This is a genomic window from Mesorhizobium sp. M0410, from assembly GCF_040321435.1.
GTDB lineage: Bacteria > Pseudomonadota > Alphaproteobacteria > Rhizobiales > Rhizobiaceae > Mesorhizobium.
The window spans coordinates 260,563-282,975 of the sequence record NZ_JAMYRN010000003.1 but is presented as its reverse complement, the minus strand read 5'-3'; the positions used below and the strand labels follow the sequence as shown (position 1 = coordinate 282,975).

Annotated in this window: 20 protein-coding genes; 6 read left to right on the top strand and 14 right to left on the bottom strand. The window is 63.2% G+C overall.

What is annotated here, in order from left to right; genetic code table 11:
• Positions 1–187: 187 nt before the first annotated feature.
• The 7 genes from NKI63_RS05500 to NKI63_RS05470 all read right to left on the bottom strand — a co-directional run bounded on the left by NKI63_RS05500 (position 188) and on the right by NKI63_RS05470 (position 6,772).
• A complete protein-coding gene (locus NKI63_RS05500; protein WP_352506303.1) occupies positions 188–607 on the bottom strand; it encodes an Ohr family peroxiredoxin in 420 nt (139 codons plus the stop codon).
• Between the two features lie 56 nt (positions 608–663).
• Complete coding sequence (locus NKI63_RS05495) at positions 664–1,683, bottom strand: alpha/beta fold hydrolase (RefSeq protein ID WP_352506398.1); 1,020 nt, start codon at positions 1,681–1,683, stop codon at positions 664–666.
• Positions 1,684–1,726: 43 nt separating this feature from the next.
• Entirely contained in the window at positions 1,727–2,845 is a 1,119-nt protein-coding gene (locus NKI63_RS05490) for a redoxin domain-containing protein (protein WP_352820675.1), read from the bottom strand.
• A gap of 72 nt (positions 2,846–2,917) precedes the next feature.
• Entirely contained in the window at positions 2,918–3,514 is a 597-nt protein-coding gene (locus tag NKI63_RS05485; RefSeq protein WP_352478279.1) for a VOC family protein, read from the bottom strand.
• A 49-nt stretch (positions 3,515–3,563) separates the two neighbouring features.
• On the bottom strand, positions 3,564–4,898 hold the full coding sequence (locus tag NKI63_RS05480; protein ID WP_352820672.1) for an epoxide hydrolase family protein: 1,335 nt from the start codon (positions 4,896–4,898) through the stop codon (positions 3,564–3,566).
• Positions 4,895–5,323, bottom strand: coding sequence for a DUF6130 family protein (locus NKI63_RS05475; RefSeq protein ID WP_352506306.1), 429 nt, complete (start codon positions 5,321–5,323; stop codon positions 4,895–4,897). The genes NKI63_RS05480 and NKI63_RS05475 overlap by 4 nt, the downstream gene beginning before the upstream one ends.
• Before the next feature lie 87 nt (positions 5,324–5,410).
• A complete protein-coding gene (locus NKI63_RS05470) occupies positions 5,411–6,772 on the bottom strand; it encodes an epoxide hydrolase family protein (protein ID WP_352506307.1) in 1,362 nt (453 codons plus the stop codon).
• A gap of 224 nt (positions 6,773–6,996) precedes the next feature.
• Between NKI63_RS05470 and NKI63_RS05465 the strand changes: the two genes are divergently transcribed.
• Entirely contained in the window at positions 6,997–9,849 is a 2,853-nt protein-coding gene (locus tag NKI63_RS05465) for an ATP-binding protein (RefSeq protein WP_352506308.1), read from the top strand.
• Between the two features lie 401 nt (positions 9,850–10,250).
• Here NKI63_RS05465 and NKI63_RS05460 read toward each other — a convergent pair whose 3' ends face one another.
• The 3 genes from NKI63_RS05460 to NKI63_RS05450 form a co-directional block, all read right to left on the bottom strand.
• Positions 10,251–11,303: an aminopeptidase gene (locus tag NKI63_RS05460; RefSeq protein ID WP_352820726.1), complete on the bottom strand. Its 1,053-nt coding sequence runs from the start codon at positions 11,301–11,303 to the stop codon at positions 10,251–10,253.
• Between the two features lie 332 nt (positions 11,304–11,635).
• Positions 11,636–12,055, bottom strand: a complete 420-nt coding sequence (locus NKI63_RS05455) for a DOPA 4,5-dioxygenase family protein (protein WP_352688085.1) — start codon at positions 12,053–12,055, stop codon at positions 11,636–11,638.
• A gap of 149 nt (positions 12,056–12,204) precedes the next feature.
• Positions 12,205–13,938, bottom strand: a complete 1,734-nt coding sequence (locus NKI63_RS05450) for a chloride channel protein (protein WP_352820669.1) — start codon at positions 13,936–13,938, stop codon at positions 12,205–12,207.
• Between the two features lie 343 nt (positions 13,939–14,281).
• On the opposite strand from NKI63_RS05450, the gene NKI63_RS05445 reads away from it, so the two are divergent.
• Positions 14,282–14,566 (top strand): SCP2 sterol-binding domain-containing protein, encoded by a 285-nt coding sequence (locus tag NKI63_RS05445; RefSeq protein ID WP_352688081.1) that lies wholly within the window; start codon positions 14,282–14,284, stop codon positions 14,564–14,566.
• A gap of 60 nt (positions 14,567–14,626) precedes the next feature.
• Here the strand turns inward: NKI63_RS05445 and NKI63_RS05440 are convergent, their stop codons facing one another.
• Both NKI63_RS05440 and odc2 read right to left on the bottom strand, forming a co-directional pair.
• The gene (locus NKI63_RS05440) at positions 14,627–15,190 is read right to left on the bottom strand and encodes a GNAT family N-acetyltransferase (protein ID WP_352688095.1); all 564 of its coding nucleotides are present in this window, start codon (positions 15,188–15,190) and stop codon (positions 14,627–14,629) included.
• Between the two features lie 261 nt (positions 15,191–15,451).
• On the bottom strand, positions 15,452–16,585 hold the full coding sequence (gene odc2 / locus NKI63_RS05435; RefSeq protein ID WP_352506312.1) for an ornithine/lysine decarboxylase: 1,134 nt from the start codon (positions 16,583–16,585) through the stop codon (positions 15,452–15,454).
• Positions 16,586–17,148: 563 nt separating this feature from the next.
• Between odc2 and NKI63_RS05430 the strand changes: the two genes are divergently transcribed.
• The 4 genes from NKI63_RS05430 (at position 17,149) to NKI63_RS05415 (ending at position 21,146) form a co-directional block, all read left to right on the top strand.
• A complete protein-coding gene (locus tag NKI63_RS05430; protein WP_352820667.1) occupies positions 17,149–18,348 on the top strand; it encodes an amidase in 1,200 nt (399 codons plus the stop codon).
• 1 nt (position 18,349) lies between these two features.
• Positions 18,350–19,249 carry a LysR family transcriptional regulator gene (locus NKI63_RS05425; protein ID WP_352688077.1) on the top strand — a complete coding sequence of 300 codons (900 nt, stop codon included), beginning with the start codon at positions 18,350–18,352 and terminating at the stop codon, positions 19,247–19,249.
• Between the two features lie 86 nt (positions 19,250–19,335).
• Positions 19,336–20,004, top strand: a complete 669-nt coding sequence (locus NKI63_RS05420) for a DUF1007 family protein (RefSeq protein ID WP_254816980.1) — start codon at positions 19,336–19,338, stop codon at positions 20,002–20,004.
• The gene (locus NKI63_RS05415) at positions 20,001–21,146 is read left to right on the top strand and encodes a nickel/cobalt transporter (RefSeq protein ID WP_352820724.1); all 1,146 of its coding nucleotides are present in this window, start codon (positions 20,001–20,003) and stop codon (positions 21,144–21,146) included. Before NKI63_RS05420 ends, NKI63_RS05415 begins: the two co-directional genes overlap by 4 nt.
• 25 nt (positions 21,147–21,171) lie before the next feature.
• On the opposite strand, the gene denD is transcribed toward NKI63_RS05415, so the two are convergent.
• Together denD and NKI63_RS05405 are read right to left on the bottom strand one after the other, a co-directional pair.
• Positions 21,172–22,149, bottom strand: coding sequence for a D-erythronate dehydrogenase (gene denD, locus NKI63_RS05410; protein ID WP_352702815.1), 978 nt, complete (start codon positions 22,147–22,149; stop codon positions 21,172–21,174).
• 1 nt (position 22,150) lies between these two features.
• Complete coding sequence (locus tag NKI63_RS05405) at positions 22,151–22,357, bottom strand: hypothetical protein (protein WP_254816978.1); 207 nt, start codon at positions 22,355–22,357, stop codon at positions 22,151–22,153.
• Between the last annotated feature and the right edge of the window lie 56 nt (positions 22,358–22,413).

Genomic DNA, 22,413 nt, shown 5'->3' with positions numbered 1-22,413 from the left:
TCGTCGGCATTGCCTAGCATCAAGGTCTCAAACGTCGTTGATGGGGCCGACAACGGACCGGCAGCTTCGAGCCCGCGGATATCGAAAGCGGACATTCACGTCGAGTGGGCATGATCATGATCTGACCCCGAACAGACTGGGAGCGAGGTGCCAAAAGCTTCAACGCCGAAGAGCGATGGAGGTCAAATCAGACGATCCTCATTATGACATCGATATTGCCCCGTGTCGCTTTGGAGTAAGGACAAATCTCGTGCGCTTCATCCACCAGAATTTGTACCATATCGCGCTCCAGACTCGGCACGGCAATATCCAGTTGGACGCTAAGAAAGTGGCCGTTTTCTTCGTAGTTCAGATTCACCTCGGCCTCGATGCTCATCCCTGCAGGCAGCGCGATTTTTCGTTCGTGGGCCGCAGATGCGATTGCGCTTGCGAAGCTGGCCGACCAGCCGGCCGCGAGCAACTGCTCCGGATTGGTGCCGATGCGCGCCGATCCAGGCGTCGATAGCCAGATGTCCAGAAGGCCGTCGGAACTGCGCGAGGCGCCATTTTCGCGGCTGCCCGTGGTTGCGGTCCTGGCCGTATAGACAACCCTTGCGATGTGGCTCATTGGCATTCTTTTGCTGGTAGCGGTAACCGCCGCTTGGGCGGTTGCCGCGAACTCCATCAGGCGTCGGCTTCGACAACTGCATCGGCAAAGGCCTGCGGCGCTTCCTGGGGCAGGTTGTGCCCGATGCCGCCGGTGACGACCCGATGCGCGTATCTGGCCGGGAACATCGTGGCGTACACGCTGGCGTCCGGATGCGGCGCGCCATTGGCGTCACCTTCGAGGGTGATCGTCGGCACGCCGATGACCGGTGCCTGCGCGAGTCGCTCCTCGAACCCGTCGTATTGCTGCTCGCCGGCGGCGAGTCCGAGCCGCCAGCGATAATTGTGGATCACAATGGCCACGTGATCGGGATTGTCGAAGGCTGCGGCGCTGCGCTCGAATGTGGCATCGTCGAAATTCCACTGCGGCGACGCGAGTTGCCAGATCAGCCTGGCGAAATCCCGTGTGTATTTCTCGTAGCCGGCGCGGCCGCGATCGGTGGCGAAGTAATATTGATACCACCATTGCAGCTCGGCCTTGGGTGGCAGCGGCAGCTTGCCGGCTTGCTGGTTGCCGATGAGGTAGCCGCTCACCGAGACCATCGCCTTGCAGCGTTCAGGCCATAGTGCGGCAATGATGTTCGCGGTGCGGGCGCCCCAGTCGCAGCCGCCAATCGTCGCCTTTTCGATGCCCAGCGCGTCCATCAGGGCGACAATGTCCGCGGCAATCGCAGACTGCTGACCGTTGCGCATCGTGTCATCCGACAGGAATCGGGTCGTGCCGTATCCGCGCAGGTAGGGCACAATCACGCGGTACCCCTTTGCGGCAAGCAGGGGAGCGACATCGGCATAGGTGTGGATGTCATACGGCCAGCCATGTAGCAGGATGACGGGCGGGCCGTCGGTCGGTCCAAGTTCCGCATAGCCGACGCTCAGCACGCCGGCCTCGATCCGCTTCAAGGGCCCAAAGGACGCCGCAGGCTCGCCAGTCGTCTGTTGCGCTTGTGCCGGGCCGATCAGGCCGAACTGAGTGGCGGCGACAGCCATCGCGGCGGCGCCAAAGAACCGACGGCGATCTTGGTCGATCTCATCCGGGATATTGAGTGAATGCATTTGGGAACCTCTATCCTTGCGCGGGCGATCAGCCGAACGTGAATGCAAAGACCTCCACGCCTGAGTCGAGAAACTCGATCTCGAACTGCCGATCGATGATGGGTTTCGATTGTCGGATCAGTTGGTACAGGCGCTGCTCTGTCACTGCGCCTTCGCCCTTTTCATTGACGTCGATGCCGTGAGCCGTGCCTGGCGGCTGTCCGTCGATCAGCACGCGAAATCTCACAGACGTTCCCGGCGCTGCCGGACCCATGACCAGATGAAGGTCGGGCGCGTGAAAACGGTACGCGATGCGGCCATCGGACTTGTTCAGTACGGCGGTTTCTTTCCTTACCGTCCAACTGCCAGACAGCCCCCACTCATTCAGGCGTAGTCGCGCCGGCACGTCGTAGATGTGCGGCGCGTCCAAGACCGCTTCATCGCCGGAGGCAAAATTCTGGGTGCGTTCGTAGCCGAGATAATTTTCCAGAGACTTGAGGGTCTCCCAATTGGCCGCGGCTTCGATGCCGCGGGCATCCACCGACACAGGCTCACGGTCGAATCCGCCGGCGCCAGCCTCAGTCAGCAATTCCTGGATGACCATTTCCGACTGTTGGTATGAGCCCTCGCCAAAGTGGTGATACCGGACGCGTCCTCGCGAATCGACGAAATAGAGTGCCGGCCAGTACTGGTTGCTGAAAGCCCGCCATATGAGATGGTCATTGTCGACGGCGATCGGGTAATCGATCCCCAGGTCTTTCACCGCCCGGTGCACGTTGTTCAGGTCTTTTTCGAACGCGAACTCCGGCGCGTGGATTCCGATCACCACCAAACCATGCTTCCGGTATTTCTCGTCCCAGGTCTGAACGTAGGGAAGCGTGCGCAGCCAGTTGATGCAGGTGTAGGTCCAGAAATCGATGAGGACGACCTTGCCATGCAAAGCCGACGCCGCCAGCGGCGGCGAATTTATCCACTCGTTCGCCACGCCAAGCGAAGCAAGCTCGGATTGACCCTCAAACTGGAGGGAGGAAAGTCCGTGAAGAAACGGAACCCTCATCGGTGCGGAGGCTATCGGCTGAGCCACATTCGCGTCTCCCAGAAAACTGGCAATCGGAGCCCCGATCGCCAGTGCGAGCGCCACCGCGACGAGCAGCTTGGTTGCTTTCATCGACGACGCCTTTTCAGTTTCGATCGATATCGCCGCGCGGACGATTCGGCGGCGCGCTGCGCGCTGAATCCTTCAAAGCGGAAGCTCTTTGCCGGCCTGCTCAGCCACCATGTATTCCGCGTACCAGTCCGGCCAGTTCTCATCGCGCTGGCCGCCGTTGCGCTTCTCGTGCTCGCCGTGGGCCTCCGACGCGCGTCGCAGCGCGGCAGCAAGATCCGCTCCGGAAGCGTAGGTCGTGACATTGGAGTCGATCCGGCCGGGAAAGCGGGTGGTGATTTCCTGCAGCAGCCATTCGTTGCCGTCCGGGTCCTTGAACGTCGCGAACGAGGAGTAGCTGCGCCGCTCGGGATCGCGCCCCTTGACCGCCGGCCTGCCGGGACCTGTGCGGTGAAACGCCTCGCTGACCTCGGCGCCGTGGCCAATGAGCTCGACGCGCGCCGCCTCGATGTCCGACACGACAAGATAAAGTCCGCTTGCCGAGCCGGGCGCCGCCGTCGTGATCCCCGTGCCGAAGTGGATCGAGGCAGGCGAGCCCGGAGGTGTGAACTGCACACCCCGGAACGTATCGCCGACGACGAAATCGCCGTCGAGCCGCCAGCCCAGGCCGCTATAAAAGCTCTTGGCGCGATCGACGTCCGAGACGGGGATGACCACGACCTCGAGCTTCATGTCGAGCGCCTGCTTTTTGAGGGTCCCGGTCGCAGTTTCGCGCTTTTCGTCATGGGGCGTTTTCATGGTTTGAGACATTTGTCGTTCCTTTCGAGTGAGGTGGTTGTTTGGTTTGCCGCAGCGGCCTGAACGCGGCGCGCAACTCGGCAGAAAAGAGCTCCGGCTGCTCCCACGCGGCGAAGTGGCCGCCTTTGTCGACCTCATGGAAGTAGATCAGGTTGGGGTAGGCGCGCCGGGCCCAGGTCTCGGGGGCCCGATAGCCTTCGCCCGGAAAGACCGTGATGGCCACCGGCAGCGAGACTTCGCTGGTCTTTTCAGCGCCGGCAAAAACGGGACTGCGCCCGCCGCCGTACTCCCAGTAAATTCGCCCGGACGAGGTGGCGGTGTTCGTCAGCCAGTACAGCGTGATATCGTCCAGCACTTCGTCAGGCGACTTTTCAGGGTCGCTTTTGTGGTAGGTCCAGCCCGAAAAGCCCGGATGTCCGAGCATCCAAGCGGCGAGCCCTGCGGGGGAGTCATTGATGGCGTAACCGATCGTCTGGGGCCGGGTGCCCATCATCGTGGCGTAGGATCTGTTCCCCATCTTGGCGGCCATGCTGAGCGCATCGAACGCCGCGCGCTCCTTGTCCGTGAGCCCCGACGGCGCCGGTCCGCCGGCGGCGAGCACCGCGGCAATCTCTGGCGGTACGACAGCCGGCAGGTTGACATGAATGCCGAGCAGGCCTGCCGGGGCCAGACGTCCCATTGCATTCGAAACGGGAGAGCCCCAGTCGCCGCCCTGGGCGACGTAATCTGTGTAGCCAAGGCGCTTCATCAGCTCTGCCCAGGCTCGTGCAATGCGGTCTGTACCCCAGCCAGTATCTGTGGGTTTGCCGGAGAAGCCGAAACCCGGCAACGACGGCAGTACGAGGTCGAACGCGTCTTCCGGGCTACCGCCATGCGCCGTGGGATCGGTGAGCGGGCCGACGGTCTTGAGCAGTTCGAGCACCGAGCCGGGCCAGCCATGCGTCATGATCAGCGGCAGGGCATTGGGATGTTTCGAGCGAACGTGAATGAAGTGGATTTCCACGCCGTCGATCGTGGTCATGAACTGGGGCAGGGAATTCAGCTTCGCTTCCGCTGTCCGCCAGTCGTAGGCCGTGCCCCAATACTCGACGAGCGGCCTGATCTTCGCGAGCTGTATGCCCTGCGACTGGTCATCGACCGTCTCCCGGTCGGGCCACCGTGTCTGCGCAATGCGACTGCGAAGATCATCGAGCGGCGCTTGCGGCACATAGACTTTGAAGGGCCGGATCGAGCGATCCTCAACCGGGTTGGCGGAGGCGGGCGCGGAAAGGATGCAAAGCCCGAATGCCAGCACGGCCGCCAGTTGGTCGAGCCTCATGGCTGCACCGTCTTGTCCGGAGTGTGGAACGTCACCGTTTGTTTGGTGAAGACTTTGCCTTCTGGATCCACCACCTCGATCAGCACCATGTGCTGGCCGCTTGGCATGCCCACCAAGATGATGGTGTTGCTCTGACCGTAGTCCGCCCACGCCCAAGGCAGGTCGTCGACAGTGACGTGCAGATGCCCGACCCGCGGAGACACGTTGCGCGCGGCCGCCCCGCCCACAGGCAGGATGCGCAAGTTCTCCACCCGGTACGGGATGAACACGACGCCGCCGACCAGCGGACCCGGAAGCGGCGGCTCCACGATCAGCTTGGGTGCGGGCTCGTTGTCGATGGGAACGACCGTGCTCTGGGCAAACGCGCCCGTGGCGAGCACGGTGCAAGCCGCGAGTGCGGCGAGCGTCTTGATGAGGGGGTTCATTGCAGTCGCTCCCTTCGGAGGTTCGCTACGCAGCTATCGCTGGGCGGAAGATGACGCGCGTCCGGCGCGCCATCCCCCGCCAACACGTCATGTCTGCAACGTCTTGAATGTTGCGCGCACCTCATCGGTGAAACTCTTCGGCTGCTCCCAGGCGGCGAAATGGCAGCCCTTGTCCGTGCGGCCATAGTGCAGAAGCTTCGGGAACGCGCGTTCGGTCCAACTCTTCGGTGCGGTGTAGATTTCGCTGGGGTTCGCAGTCGCACCGACGGGAATTGTGATGCCCTTGGCGTCGAAGAAGCCGGCCTTCGCCGTTTGCGTATGTTCCCAATAGAGACGCGCCGACGAGATCGCCGTGTTCGTCAGCCAGTAGAACGTGATGTTGTCGAGGATGTCGTCGCGGGTAAGGCCCTCCGGCTCTCCATCGAAGGAACGGGCGATCAGCGCATAACTATCCGCATCGTGATCGAGGATCCACGCCGCCAGGCCGGCCGGTGAATCGACGATCCCGTAGAGAGTTTGCGGACGAAGAGCCATCTCGTTGGCGTAGCCCAGGCCGTTTTTGTAGAAGAACGCTACCTGCTCGTAGGCACGCTTCTCGTCGGGGCCAAGATCAGCGGGGGGCGGACCGCCGGAGGCTAGCGCCTTCACGATCTCCGGCGGAATGGTCCCCGGCATATTCGTGTGGATGGCGACCAGCTCGGGAGGTGCGATCAGGGCCATCTGTTCCGTGATGAGTGCTCCCCAATCGCCGCCCTGCGCGACGTAGCGGTCGTAGCCGAGGCGTCTCATCAGCACGATCCACGCCCGCGCGATGCGCCCCGGATCCCAACCGGTTTCGGTGGGCTTGCCGGAAAAGCCGTAGCCCGGCATCGACGGGATCACCACGTCGAACGCGTCGGCCGCGGTACCGCCGTGCGCAGTGGGATTGGTGAACGGATCGATGATCTTTAGGAGTTCGATGACCGAACCGGGCCAGCCATGCGTGATGATGACAGGCAGTGCGCCCCGATGTTTGGATTTCACGTGGATGAAGTGGATGTCCAGGCCGTCGATCTCGGTGACGAAATTCGGCAGCGCCTTCAACCGCGCCTCGCATTTGCTCCAATCATATTCCGTTCCCCAATACTGCATGAGCTTCTGCATCGTGGCGAGTTGCACGCCCTGCGTTGGCCCTACCGTCGCAGGGGTCGACCAGATCCGCCGGGAGGCCTCGTCGGAGACGAGCTCGCGCTCGGGCCAGCGCGTAGCGACGATGCGCCGGCGAAGCTCGGTGAGCTCCTCCTGCGGGAAGCTAACGGTGAAAGGGCGGATGCCATCGCTGGTTGATGCGGCGGCCTTTTGTGACGGGAGCAGGCTCGCGGCGCCTGCGGCGGCGATGCCGACCGCGGCAGTGCCCAAGAGTCGCCGGCGATCCTGGTCGATTGTTTCGGAGGTTCTGGTCGTGTCCATGGGACTCTCCTGGGGTTGATGGATGCGATCTGCACTGCTTGACGTACCCCCGGGAGATGGGATTAGCCCGTTATGCGTCGTGAGCTCTTGTTAGTCGCTGCCCGCCAGCCGCTTTTTTGAGCAGATAGGAGGGGCCAGACAGTGGAGACTCCCTATGGTGCGGGAGCGTTCCTTGACTTAAACTGAGGCGCTGGGTGCAGGCGGCTCCCAAAAGAAGAGACGCCATGACGATAACGGCAAGTCAGGCCAAAGACAGATTGTCGTTTGGCCCTTTCTGCTTGGCTGCGGGTGAAAGGCTCCTGACAAGAGAGGGCGCTCCCGTAGAGCTGGGCTCGCGCGCCCTTGAAATTCTCATCGTCCTGACTTCCGCGCCGAATGAAGTCGTCAGCAAGAAGGATCTGATGTCGCGGGTCTGGCCCGATGTGGTTGTCGAGGAAGGCAGCCTGCGGTTCCACATGACCGGGCTGCGCAAGGCGCTGGGCGATGGAAAGGATGGCGCGCGTTACATCGCGACGCTTCCGGGGCGCGGCTATTGCTTCGTTGCACCGGTCTCGCGATCAAGCACACACGACGAAGCCCCATTCATCGCCGCTGGGTTTCCGCATGCGAATCTTCCAAACCGCTTGAGCAGAATGGTCGGGCGGGATGAGGACGTTCTCAAGCTGTCGGCGCAGCTGAATGCTTCGCGGTTCGTCACCATCGTTGGCGCCGGCGGTGTCGGTAAAACCACCGTCGCGATCGCAGTCGGGCATCATCTGATCGACGCATTTTATGGGGCAGTTCTGTTCGTCGATCTGGGAATGATCGGTGATCCCGGTCTGGTGACGACAGCCGTCGCCTCGATGCTTGGGCTGTCCGTTCAAACAGAAGATGCCACGCCCAACCTAATCGCTTACTTGCGCAACAAGCGGATTCTCTTGATCCTCGATACCTGTGAGCATCTCTTGGATGCGGTGGCGCCTTTGGCAGCAAGCATCGTCGATGCGACGTCACAGGTCCACATTCTGGCAACGAGCCGCGAGGTGCTTCGGGTTGAGGGCGAGCATATCTATCGATTGGATGCGCTTGCCTATCCGCCCGACGAACCTGGACTAACGGCGGCCATTGTCCAGACCTTCCCGGCCACCCAACTGTTCGTCGAACGAGCGGTGGCAGGCGGCGCTCGTTTGGACGTCAGCGATGCGGAAGCCCTGCTCATCGCAAGCATCTGTCGAAAGCTCGACGGCGTGGCGCTCTCCATCGAACTGGCGGCCAGGCGCGTCGAATCCTATGGGCTGCAACAGACCGCCGCGCTTCTTGATCAACGCCTGACACTGCTGTGGCTCGGTTCGCGGACCGCGCCGCCGCGTCAGCAAACCCTGCAGGCGACACTAGACTGGAGCTTGGGGCTCCTGACCGACCTTGAGCGCGTGGTGCTTCGCAGGCTCGCTGTATTCGTCGGTCATTTCACGCTCGATGCTGCACTGGAGGTGGTGACGAGCGCGACCCTCGACCGATCGACCGTCCTTGGCGCCATGGACAGTCTTGTCGCCAAATCGATCGTGGCGACGCGTCCGGTCGGAGCAATGATGCGCTACAGGCTCCTCGATACGACGCGCGCCTACGTTCTCGACATCCCGATCGATGACGCCGAGGCTGCCGATCTGGCAGTGCGCCACGCCGCCTACTATCGGAGATGGCTGGAGCAGACCGGGATCGAGTGGCCAAGCCTGGCGACCGGTGAGGAGCGGGCGCCTCACTTCGCCGCCATCAACAATGTCCGGGCTGCCTTGGAATGGTGCTTCGGCGACAGCGGAAACGCCGACATCGGCCTCGGACTCGCCACCGCTGTCGCGCCGGTTTTCCTGGCAATGTCCTTGTTGCCGGAGTGTCATCGCTGGTCTGAAAGAGCAATATTCGCTTTCGACGATGCCGCCCGCGGCGGACTTGACGAGATGCATCTTCAGGCAGCCCTCGGCGTGTCCTTCATGTTCATGCGGGGAGGACGCGACAGGGCGCGCGTAGCTCTGGAGAGGAGCCTGGCGATCGCCGAGGAGCGCGGCGATCCGCTGGACCGGGTGCGTCTGTTGGGTCCGCTCAACATGTTCCATCTGCGGACGGGCAATTTCGCAACCGCCCTTGAGTTTGCAAGGCGTTGTTCAGCCACAGCCGCGACCTTGGACGACTCGGTCGCCAGCGCGCTGGCACACTCGATTCTGGGCATCTCGCTCCACCTGCGAGGCGACCTCGCGCAGGCCCGCGCAGAGCTGGAGGCGGCGCTCGACCGTGGGCCGCGCTCCCAGCGGACCACGACGATCTATCTGGGGTTCGAAGGCAAAATCCTGGCCAGGGCCATCCTGGCGAGGAACCTTTGGCTACAAGGCCATCCGGATCAAGCCATGGCACACGCCCGACAGGCCGTCGAAGAGGCTGCCGCCATGGATCATTCTCTAACGTTGGCGATCGCGTTGATCTGGGCGATATCGGTCTTCCTTTGGACCGGCGACCTGAAGAGCGCCGAGGCGTACATAGATATGCTCATCGCCCGCGCGGAATCCCATTCCATGACTCCTTACCTGCTGGTCGGTCGGGGCTTCAAAAGCGAAGTCGCGATCCGTCACGGCGATGCAAAAAGCGGCGTCGAGGGCCTGCAGACATCTCTTCAGAAGCTCCACGCGGCGCCTTATGAATTGCTCACGACGCCGCTCAATCTCTCGCTAGTTAGGGGACTGTCCGCGACCGGTCAGGTTGATGAAGCCATTGCGTTGATCGACGAGTCGCTTGGTCAAGTCGAACAGAACGGCGATCAATTGTACCTCCCGGAGTTGCTCCGGATGAAGGGAAGCCTCCTTCTCCAGTCGGAGCGCAACCGTGATGAAGCTGCCGCCTACCTCATGCAGGCACTGGAGTTGAGCCGAAGTCAGCGCGCACGGGCATGGGAGTTGCGAACCGCAACCGACATGGCGACGCTGATGGCCGGGCGAAGGGAGGCGGATAGCGCTCGCGAGCTCTTGCAACCAGTCGTGGAGCATTTCGTTGAGGGCCAGGACACTGCGGATGTTAAGGCTGCCGAGCACCTTCTGGCTACGCTGAGGTAGCAATCGTCAACGAAACTTCTTTCACTGATGATGACCTCTGCTTTGGGAGTAAAGTTGCTTGGCCTGTGAATTTCGTGATGGCCGCTTTTGGCGAAGGAACGGCGCTGTCGTAGTGACTGGAATGGGCGCAAAGCGGCCGGTCATGCCAGCCTGAACTGCACTGCAGGCACACGCGATTTCCGACGCCGAACCTCACATACCGAAGGGCTACCCCGCCTCCCTACGCCCCCAGCGTCGGCTCCGTATTCACCTCCAGCGCCTCTTCCGCCTCATCGTCCTCGCCGAGAACCTCACCTTCACCCCGGCGGCCGGCCCGATCCAGATCGGGTCGACCAGACGGTCGCGCTTGGGGTTGGTGGTGTTGAGGTGGATGAGAATGTCCGGCCCGCTGCTTGTTCAAGTCACTCACAGCTATTCACCGCCTTCAGCGCTTCGGCGCGGGACGGTTTATCCGCAATCCGTCGAACAGACGCGTAGAACCTTGGATAGTCGCCTGAACACAGGTCGAACAAGCGAAGGAATGCCGGAACCTGTTCGCCGTAGACGGAAGTCGCGGCGAGCTTGGCGTTGTTGATCGGCTGTTCAAACCAGGCGTCGTATCCCTGGTATCCGGCCCAGCGCCGGTCGCGCATGTGCCGGTAGCGCAGCCGCAGCGTGTCGATCGCCGCTGCCTTGGCGGCCGCCATCTGCTGCGGGGTACGGGGACTTCCATAGACCTGGGCCAGTTCGTCGCGCGTTTTCGCCACCAGTTTGAGAAAATCGGCGTTGCGCTTGCGAGCGACTTCGTAGCGGCGCAATCCTGCCCGATCGCCGGCGGCGCGGAGCCATTTCCTTGTGCCGGTGGTTTCGACGGCAACGGCGAAAGCCTCGTTGAACGCGGAATCGCCCTCCACATAGAGGCGCTGATGCGCCAGTTCATGGAAGACAAGGCTTGCGAGATAGGTGTCGTCCTGACGAAGCATGGTGCTGAGCAGCGGGTCGCTGGACCAGCCCAGCGTGGAATAGGCGGTGATGCCTGTGACGTAGACGTCCAGCCCCTGTCTCTGAAGCGCGACAGCGCTGTCCGTCGCGGATTTCCGGGAGAAGTAACCCCGGTACGGAACGCAGCCGAAAACCGGAAAGCACCATGTTTTCGGCTCGAGTGAGAATTGCGGCGCGGCAAAAACGGCCCAAGTCACAGCGTCCCGGTGGATGTCGACGTAGCTGCGGTAGCTGCTGTTGTCAGGTAGGGCCAGTTCATCTGTCGCGAATTGTCTTATGGCGCTCGCCGACGTCAGCTTGCTGCGCAATGCCCTGGGCGTCGAAGGATCACGGATCAGTCTTCCAACATTCTTGCGCGCCGCCATGATCCGTACATGACCCTCCAGCGACTGCGCGTAGTAGGAAATGCTTGTGCAGCCGGCCACCCCGAACGCCATGGTCAGCGCGGCCAGTATTCGAAGAACGCGCCTCATAGTTTGCCCACCGCTTGCTTGTCTGCCCATGGAGCTCCCGTTCTCAAACAGAGCACCGATCTTCGTCAAGCAGACACCGGCCCAAAGTTACCGCACTCTTCGCCCGCCCCGACAACCGCATATGAGATTCTTGCGAGGAGGACCCCACCCTAACCCTCCCCACAAGGGGGAGGGAACGCTGCCGCGCACCTTTACGTCCTCCTTGGCATTGAAAGGGCATGCAATTTGCCGAGGTCAGCGCCAACAGAAGTTTCCCTCCCCCTTGTGGGGAGGGGTTAGGGGTGGGGGTACTCGTAGAGCGAAGACCTTGGTTGCCCTACGCGATTGCCCTGCTACACCCCCAACGTCGGCTGCGTATTCACCTCCAGCGCCTCCTCCGCCTCATCCTCCTCGCCAAGCACCTCGCCCTTCACCCCCAACGGCCGCCCTATCCAGATCGGGTCGACCAGATGGTCGCGCTTGGGGTTGGTGGTGTTGGGGTGGATGAGGATGCTCAGGCCGCCATGGTTCAGCATCAGCCATGGGACCAGCGTAGCGAAAATCCCGGTGGCGAAGGAGACCTGGTACATGGCCTGCTGATGCGGGCCGACCGGCTCGTCGCGCCAATTGCCCAGGCGCACGCGGAAACGCTCGCCGATGCGCAGGCGCAGCCATTCGGCATGCTGCCGCTCGGCCTGCCCGTCATAGTAGATGTGCGCGTGATAGCTGACAATTTCCGAAAGCGGCCTTGGACTTTTGGTGTTTTCGTTCACCTTGATGCTCTCCTTCGATGATTACCGGCGAACCCGAAGCATGGAAGGCCGACCTTGTCGAGGCAGCGTTGATGCCGCGTCTTTAGGGGGGAAAACCGGGACAACCGTCTCACTACCATCGATGACCAAGACTTGGCCTGTCACGTGCGCTACCCCTCGCCCGACAGATCGCGCCGCGCCTTGTCGAGTTCTTCGGCATAGCGCCGCATCAGATGGCCTTCGGTCAGCAGCCCGACCACCTTGCGGTCGGTGAAATCCTCGACCACCGCCAATTCCTCGGCGCCGGCGCGCTGAAAAGTCTCGGCGGCCGATTGCACGTTCATGCTCGGCACCAGCACCGCGTCCTTGAACTTGACGAAGGACAGCACCGGCATCTCGTCATCCGACAAATGGCTGTGCAATTCGGCGACGATCAGCACGCCGACATAATGCAGGTCGGCGTCGACCGCGATGACGCGCTGCGAGGCACCGAGCGGCACCTGCTTGCGGAATTCCGCAAGCGTCGTCGAGGCGTCGATGGTGCGGACATCCTTTCGCATCATCGAGCCGACAGTCAGGCTGCGCATCCAGCCGACATCATGCGCGCTGCGGATGGTTTCGCCGCGCAGGTGAAAACGCCATGTCGAGAAGGAATAGCCGAAAGTTTCGCGCACCAGGATCGCCGCCATGAGCGAGGCGGCCAGCACCACGCCGGTCAGCGTCAGGTCACGGGTCGATTCCAGCGCCAGGAAGGTCATCGTCAACGGGCCGCCGACGACGCCTACGGCGAGCGAGGTCATGCCGACGACCGCGGCGACGGCCGGGTCGATGCCGGTCGCCGGCGAGACGAATGCCATAGCGCCGGCAAACATCTTGCCGAGCAGCGCGCCGAGGAACAGCGAGGCAAAGAACAAGCCGCCACGGAAGCCGGAGCCGAGCGAGATCGCCGACGCCGCCAGCTTCAGCACGAAGACGCTGGCCACCACGGCCAGCCCGTAATTCATTGCGAATTCGCGGTGCAGCGCGCCATGGCCGCTGGACAGGACCTGCGGCGTGACCAGCCCCATCAGCCCGACCATCACGCCGTCGATGGCTGGGCGCAGCGAGGCGTCGATCGACAGCCGCGCAAAGACGCGCTCGATCATGCTCACCAGATGCATGATGGCGATGGAAGCGCCGCCGCCCAGAAGCCCGAGCAGCATGAACGGCAGATACTGGCTGACGGTGAGCTGCGGCAAACCGGCGAGTTCCAGCGGAAACGGCACGCCGCCGAACACCTCGGCGGTAAGCGAGGCTGAGATCGCGGCGGCCATCACCGGCGCGACATTGGCGACCGAGTAGATGCCGATGACCAGCTCGAACCCGTAGAAGGCGCCGGTCAGCGGCGCGTCGAAAGCGGCGGCGATCGCGCCGGCGGCACCGCAGCCGACCAGGATGCGGACATCGTTGCGGCGCAGCCTGAATAGGCGCGCCAGCCGCGACGCCAGGCCCGAACCCACCTGCGTATAGCCGGCCTCGAGCCCGACCGAAGCGCCGAAGCCGCTCGAGATCATCGTCTGCCCGGCGATGATGAAGGTGTCGGTCAGCGACATGCGGCCGCCGTAAAGTGCATTGGCTTCGATCGGATCGACCGGCGTGCGGAATTTTCGCTTTCTCAGCCAGATCACCGTCAGCCCGAGCAGGATGCCGCCGATCGCCGGTATCAGCGCCTGCTCCGGCCTTTGCAGCGAAAACATCGCCGAAAGCCGACCGCCGGGCTGAACGCCGAACATGAGCCCATGCAGGACCTGCACCAGTCCGCTCATGCCGGTGACCAGCGCACCCGCCATCATCCCGACCAGGGCCGCCAGAATGACCACGGCAATGCCGCGTGCCTCGAGCAGCGGGATAGATCTGATCAGCACCGCGCGCAACCGGCGGGCATAGACTTGCGGTTCGTTTCTGGGCGGTTCTTTTCTGGAAAGCACCGGGCGGCTCGCCGATATCCAAGGGGGGAGTGGTGCCTGATACCCTCGGCAACATCGCATGGCAACATGCCGGCCGCCAAGGTGTCATGCCCGCGTGATGCTGCGGCGATAAACCCCATCTTCATCTCGGGGAGCCGCGTTGACGTAAACGTCAACCCGAAGCTATATGCGCCGGCGACCGTGATCGCGAAATGCGCAAGACGGCGACTTCGGCCAGATCGAAGTGTCGCGGATCGAAGTGCCAATGTGCGACAAACGCAACGAGACGAGGAGAACCGCCATGGGCGTTCAGGAGATTGCCGACAAGATCAAGTCGCGCGTGGCGAGCGCCGGGTTCGATCGCTCCGTGAAATTCGACACCGGCAGCGACGGCGTCATCGTCATCGACGGCGCCGATGTCTCGACCACCGATGCGCCGGCCGATTGCACGATAAAGCTGTCGCTCGACGATTTGGACTCGCTGATCTCAGGCGATCTCAACCCGACCATGGCTTTCATGTCCGGCAAGATAAAGGTCGAAGGCGACATGAGCGTCGCCATGGCGCTCAGCCAGCTGATCGGCTGATCCACTCCGGTCCGGGATGAAAACGAGCCGCCGTGCAATGGGCGGCTTGTTTCTGATCCGTCACGCAGCGAGCGGCAGCCGCTGTGCCTTCAGCTTGCGCCCGGCCGCCTTCAGCGTGCCTTGCGCGCCGTCGAGCGCGCCTTCCACCAGTTCCAGCGCCAGCAAGCGGTGCCGTTCGTAAGGTCCCGGCATGGCCAGAGGGCCGGTCTTCGCGGCCGAGAACCCGAAGCGCTTGTAGTAGGGCGCGTCGCCGACCAACAGGATCGCCGCATGGCCAAGGCGCGCGGCCTCAGCGATCGCGTGGTGCATCAGCGCCGAGCCAATGCCGGCATTCTTGAGCGCCGGGTCGACCGCAAGCGGGCCGAGCAGCAACGCTGTCTTGCCGCCTTCGCCCAGTACCACGTCCCACAGCCGTACCGTGCCGGCAACAGTGCCCGACGCGTCGCGCGCGACAAAGGCCAGGCCCTCCGAAGGCCGGCGGCCGCGCCGCAGCTTTTCCGACGACTTTTTCCGGCGCTTCGGCCCCATGGCGCGATCGAGCAAAGCCTCGCGCGATGCAATATCTGCCGCAGTTTCGGCGACGATCGCAAAAGCGCCGGTTATCTCCCCCCTTGAGGGGGAGATGTCGCCGCAGGCGACAGAGGGGGTTGCCGCGCGTGAAGCGCTGGCCCCGCACAGTCCAAGAGAGGTCGACGCAGCCGAACCGACCCCCTCTGGCCGCTTCGCGGCCATCTCCCCCTCAAGGGGGGAGACCAGCCAGGCGCCTTCAACAATGAAATCTACAATGTCCATTTCCGCGATCCTTCACGAGCGGAGATCTGTTCCACAGGCGAACCCGGGCAGGCGAAAGGCGCCCACCTCGGGGTGATCTGAGGGCCGAAGCCTTCAGATCACGTAGGATCGGAGAGGCTCGAAGCCGTTGAAGGCGACCGAGGCGTAGGTCGTCGTGTAGGCGCCGGTGCCCTCGATCAGCACCTCGTCGCCGATGGTCAGTGACAAGGGCAGCGGATACGGCGTCTTTTCATACATCACGTCGGCCGAATCGCAGGTCGGGCCGGCGAGCACGCAAGGCGCGGTCTCGCTGCCGTCATGCGCGGTGACGATCGGATAGCGGATCGCCTCGTCCATTGTCTCGGCGAGACCGCCGAACTTGCCGATGTCGAGGAACACCCAGCGCACATTGTCGTTGTCGGCCTTCTTCGAGATCAGCACGACCTCCGATTTGATCACCCCGGCATTGCCGACCATGCCGCGGCCCGGCTCGATGATCGTCTCGGGGATGGCGTTGCCGAAATGCTTCCTGAGCGCCGAGAAGATCGCCTGGCCATAGGCCTGAGCCACCGGCACATCCCTGAGATAGCGGGTCGGGAAGCCGCCGCCCATATTGACCATCTTCAGCACGATGCCTTCGTCGGCCAGCGTCGCGAACACCTTCTTGGCATCGGCGAGCGCGCGATCCCAGGCAGTCAGGTCGGTCTGCTGCGAGCCGACATGGAACGACACGCCATGGGCGTCGAGGCCGAGCGCCTTGGCATGGCGCAGCACGTCGACCGCCATCGCCGGCACACAGCCGAACTTGCGCGACAGCGGCCATTCGGCGCCCTCGCCGTCGGTCAGGACGCGGCAGAACACACGGGCGCCGGGAGCAGCACGTGCGATCTTCTCGACTTCCTCGACGCAGTCCACCGCAAACAGCCGGATGCCGAGCTGGTAGGCGCGCTGGATGTCGCGCTCCTTCTTGATGGTGTTGCCGAAGGAGATGCGGTCCGCCGGCGCACCGGCGTCCATCGCCATCTCGACTTCGGCAACGGAAGCGGTGTCGAAGGACGAGCCCATCGCAGCAAGCAGGCGCAGGATTTCCGGCGCCGGATTTGCTTTCACCGCATAGTAGATCTTGGAATCGGGAAGCGCCTTCTCGAAGGCGCGGAAATTGTCGCGCACGACATCGAGGTCGACGACGAGGCACGGGCCGTTTGGACGTCGGGTGGCGAGAAAGTCAAGGATGCGCTGGGTAGCCATCGGGTCTCTCCATCAGCGCCTTTCGGCGCGCACAAAGGCTTGCGGACGCGGGCTCTCGGCCTCGCGAACACGCGGTGGACAAAGGCGGGACGTCAAATCCATGGAACCAGCCGGTGGAGACCCCGGAACCATGAAGCGCCGTCTCGCGGCGGTGAACCTTGGCCTTGCCCGGCCTCGGTTCGCTTTGTCTGCCTTGGCTTGGATGGGAGGCCCGTCCGCACTGCCGGCAATGAAGGTGTGCCTCTTCAGTAACCCCGGTCTTTGGACGACCGGCAGAACACCAGAAAGGCCCGCACCGTCGTTGCTTCAAGGTGTCCTCGGTTGGCGGTTGGCCGCTAAACCGACTGGAGGGGTTGGCTCCAGTTACCTTACCGATTGCCCTCACCATTCGAGGATCGGCGGACACCCACACGCACGTGCGACTTTGGGCAAGCGCGATATAAGATCGAAAGATTTCACAATCAATAAAAATCGTATGGCAGGTTGTAAAATTTGTGGCATCGAACAATGCTGCGGCAACCAGAAGAAAAATGCTGCGGCAAGCACATCCGGATATCGAACGCATGACAGGCACTCGCGGCCCGCTGAACGCTTTTCTCGACCTTGATCCAATCCCTGTAGCCAATGCGCAATCCGGCCCGCTTGCCGGCTTGCGGCTGGCCGTCAAGGACATCTTCGACGTCGCCGGCTACCGCACCGGCTGCGGCAACCCGCAGAAGTACCGGGACGCTTCACCGGCCATGGCGACCGCGCCGGCCGTCCAGGCGCTGCTTGATTCGGGCGCGCGCTTCGTCGGCAAGACGCAGACCGACGAACTCGCATTTTCCCTGCTTGGGTTGAACGCGCATTTCCCGTCGCCGGTCAACCCGGCAGCACCCGACCGCGTCACCGGCGGCTCGTCCTCTGGTTCTGCCGCGGCAGTCGCCGGCGGGCTGGCCGACATCGCCACCGGGTCCGACACCGGCGGCTCGATCCGTGCGCCGGCAAGCTTCTGCGGCCTGATCGGCCTGAGGACGACGCATGGCCGCATCTCGCTCGACGGCGCCATGCCGCTGGCGCCTTCGCTGGACACGTTCGGCTGGTTCGCAAGCGACATCGTCATCTATGAAAAGGTCGGCACGCTGCTGCTCGGCGACGATCCGCATCGCCACGAACTGAGGCGCCCCATCGCTCTCGATGCACTGGACGGCCTCGTGCTCGGCACGCTGGAGGCCGCGGAATATCGCGCCATGGTCCGCAGTGTCGCGTCCGTGCTGGGCGCACCGCGCACCGTCGGCCCGCTGTCGCATTCCACCGACGATCTCTATTGGTGCTTGCGCAAGCTGCAAGGCTATGAAGCCTGGCAAAGTCACGGCGCCTGGATCGCCGGCGGCGACCGCATGCTCGGACCCGGGGTCAAGGAGCGTTTCGAGCACGGCGCGACCATCGACGCGGCAACCGCACAACGTGAAACGGAACGTCGCGTTTCGTTTCGCCTCGCGCTTGCCGGCCTGCTTGGCGATGACGGCGTTCTTGTGCTGCCGACCGCGCCGGGTGCCGCGCCGCTCAAGGCCGCGTCATTCGACGATTTGCAGGCCTATCGCGAGCGCGCGCTGAGATTGCTGTGTCTTTCCGGCCTGTCCGGCTTTCCGCAGATCACGCTGCCGCTCGGCAAGGTCGGCGGGGCGCCGTTCGGGCTTTCGCTGCTCGGTCCGAAGAACAGCGACCGGCAGTTGATTGCGCTGGCCGCCCGCATCCTTTCAGCCCACCAAGGAGGCGCATGACATGGATACGCTGACCCGCATGCGCGCCTTCATCGACGTGGTCGAGGCCGAAGGCTTTTCGGCGGCGGCGCGCAAGATCGGCCGCTCGAAGGCGCTGCTGTCGAAATATGTGCGCGAACTGGAGGACGAACTCGGCGCACTGCTGCTCAACCGGACCACCAGGCAGTTCTCCCTGACCGAGGCGGGCCACACCTATTACCGGCGCGCCTCGGAGATCGTGCGCGAGGTCGACAGCCTTGCCGATGCGGTGCGCGAATCCTCCGGCGACGTGCGCGGCAGGATCAAGCTATCGGCGCCGCGCACTTTCGCCGACGCGCCGATCGGCCAGTCGCTGATCGACTTCGCCAAGCAGCATCCCGATATCGTACTCGACGTTCAACTCGACGACCGTTTCGTCGATCTGGTCGAGGAGGGCTTCGATCTGGCGGTGCGCATTTCGCGGCTGGAAAATTCCTCGTTGATCGCCAGGCGCCTGGCGCCGTTTTCGGTGCGGCTTTGCGCGTCTCCCGAGCTGATCGCCAAGCACGGCATGCCGGTCAGGCCGCAGGATCTTGCGCGTGTGCCTTGCATTATCGACACCAATGGCCGCTGGCTGACCAACTGGCCTTTCAAGGGCGACAGTGGCGATACGGTGAGCGTTTCGGTCTCCGGCCCGATGGAGGTCAACAGCCCGATGACGGCAAGGGCGGCGGCCGTGGCGGGCTTGGGGTTTTCCATCCTGCCGGATTTCATCGCCGCGCCCGACATCGAAAGCGGCAAGCTGGTGACTGCGCTGGATGACCGCATCCTGCCTGGTGGCGGCATTTTCGCCGTCTATCCGCACCGGCGCTATCTGCCTGCGAAAGTTCGCGTTTTCGTCGACTTCCTGGTGCAGTGGTTCAAGGCGCTGGACAACGCATGAGCTTTCAGCCGCCTTGCGGTCCCATTTTCGCCCCCTTTCTGGTAACTGTCGGCAATTCACCGAAGCCGATTGAATCGCGACCGAGAATGCACCTGAAACAGCAAGCCATCATGCTGGCTTCGGCCTTGACCGCGACGTTTGCCGCCGTCGGACCGGCTGAGGTGCATCCCCACGTCTTCGCCGAAGCCCGCCTCGAAGTGGTCCTGGGCCCGGATCACCAAACTGTGAAGGCATTGCGCCATGTCTGGCGGTTCGACGATTTGTTTTCGAGCACGGTGATGATGGAGTTCGACAAGAATTCCGACCTGAAGCTCGACGACAAGGAGCTGAAGGATGTTGCCGACACCGTCCATGCCTCGCTTGCCGAATTCAACTACTTCCAGCTCGTCACCGTCGACGGCAAGGACGTGGCAATGACCCCGCCGCCGCATCTGATGGCCAATTTCGATAATGACCAGCTGATCATCCTGTTTGAATCCGAACCGAAGGTGCCGATCAAACTTAGCGGCAAGATCGATATCGGCGTCTACGATCCGACCTTCTACACCGCGATCGATTTCACCGAGGATGCCAATCTGCAGGTCGATGGCTTGCCGCCGGCCTGCACCAGCAAGGTTGTCCGCCCCAACCCGGACGAGGCGATCGCCGAAAACCAGAAGACCCTGACCGAGGCCTTCTTCAACGATCCGACAGGTACCGACATGAGCAAGATCTTTGCCACCAAGCTCGAACTGACCTGTCAGCCGGAAGGATAGATCCAGTGGCGAAACCGTCCCTGCGTTTGGCATTCGGTCTTCTGGCCGCCGCCTTTGTGATGACGCACTTTCTCGGCTCCGCCCACGCCCAGAGTTCGCTGGGCATCGGCACCAATGACGGCATGGCTCCAACCGCCACCGGCCCGTTCGCCCACATCCTGATGTGGATCAATCTGCGCCAGCAGGAATTCTATCATGCGCTTGCCGGCGCGATGAACCAGGATGGCAGCAGGCTGTGGCTGCTCATCGGCCTGTCCTTTGCCTATGGCATTTTCCACGCCGCCGGCCCCGGTCACGGCAAGGCGGTGATCTCGTCCTACATGGTGGCCAATGAGGTGGCGCTCAAGCGCGGCATCATGCTGTCCTTCGTCTCGGCCCTGCTGCAGGCGCTGACCGCGATCGTGGTGATGCTGCTCGCCTATTTCGTGTTGCGCGGCACCGCGATATCGATGACCGACGCCGCATGGTTCCTCGAAATCATGAGCTATGTCTTCGTCACCCTGTTCGGCGCCTGGCTGCTTTGGCGCAAGGCCGGCCCGGCCATCCTTCGCCTGTTCGGCGCAAGCCCCGGCTACAGCCTCTCGGCTGCCCATGCCGGCCATTCACATGCCGGCCATTCACATTCCGCGCATGCCCATGCGGCACATTCCCACGCGCTTCATGCGCATGACGATCACGACCATGCGCACGACCATCATGACCACGGCGCACACGACCACGCCCATGCTGCGCACGATCACCACAGCCATGCGGCGGGCGAGGTCTGCGAGACCTGCGGCCACTCGCATGCGCCCGACCCGGCGCTGCTTTCCGGCGATCGCTTCGATTGGCGCACGGCCTGGTCGGCTGTCGCTGCCGTCGGCATCCGCCCCTGCTCCGGCGCGCTGATCGTGCTGAGCTTCGCCTTGCTGAACGGGCTATGGTTCGGCGGCATCCTGTCGGTGCTGGCCATGGCCCTCGGCACCGCAATCACCGTCTCGGCCCTGGCAACGCTTGCGGTGACCGCCAAGAACTGGGCGGTGTATTTCGCCGGCGACGGCCGCATGGGCAACCGCATCCATTCCTTCGTCGAGATCGGCGGCGCCGCCTTCGTCTTCCTGTTCGGCCTGCTGCTGCTCTCGGCCAGCCTGACCGGCGCCTGACCTCGTTGCGTCCGATCGGAGCGCTTTAACTAGGGATATTGCCGCCCAACTCGTCCTCGATATGGACGCGTATGATCTCGTCGAAGCTCGTCTCGGCGGCAAAGCCAAGGTCCCTCGAGCGCTGCGCCTCGAAGCGTGTCGGCCAGCCCTTGACGATAGCCCAGATCGTCTCGTCGGGCTCCTCGCGGATCAGTTTCACCGCCTTGGCGCCGGCGACACGCTCCAGCGCTTCGATCTGCTCGCCGACGCTGACGGCGACGCCCGGCATCGTCAGGTTGCGGCGCGGTCCGACGGCGGCACCGTCGATCTGAGCCGCATGGATCAGGAAATTCACCGCCGAACGCGGGCTGGCGTGTGTATGGATGACCGAGCGCGGCACCGGCAGGATCGCTTCATGGCCGCTCAGCGGCTCGCGGATGATGCCGGAGAAGAAGCCCGAGGCCGCCTTGTTCGGCTTTCCCGGCCTGACGCAGATGGTCGGCAGCCTGATGCCGATGCCGTCGAAGAAACCGCGGCGCGTATAGTCGGCAAGCAGCGCCTCGCCGATCAGCTTCTGCGTGCCGTAGGAGGTCAGCGGCGTCGGGTGGAACTCGTCCGGAATGACGTCGGGAAACGGTGCGCCGAACACGGCGATCGACGAGGTGAAGACGACGCGCGGCGCAAACCCCGCCAGCCTTATGGCATCGAACAGCGCCCTTGTGCCGTCGAGATTGACGCGGTAGCCGAGATCGAAATTGGCCTCCGCCTCGCCCGACACCACGCCGGCGAGATGAAAGATCACGTCGGGGCGCAGCGCGACCAGATTTGTCGTCGCGCCCGGCGCGGCAAGGTCGCCGGTGTGGGGGGTAATGCTGACACCTTCGAGCACCGGTGCTTGCGGCGGCACGATATCGTGAAGATCGAGCGCGGCGATCTTGCGGCCGCCGAGCGCCCCGTCCTTGGCCAACCTGGCGATGAGTTTGCGGCCGACCATGCCTGCCGCGCCGGTAATCAGAATGCGCATGTCACTTTCCCTTTTTGCGCTGGCTGCGGCTACGCAGCCAGAACACGACGAAGATTGCCACCATGAAGATCGCCGCGACGACGCCGGCAAGAACCGTCGAGATCTTGCCGACCGCCAGCATCACTGTTGGAAGATTATAGGCTGCGATGCCGAACAGCAGCAAAACCCAGGCGGCGCCGATCGCCGCATTGCGAGTGTCGCGGTCCATCACGCGGCACCAGGGCGGCGAGAGTTCATGTCGATCGTTGCCAATGCCCAGAACTC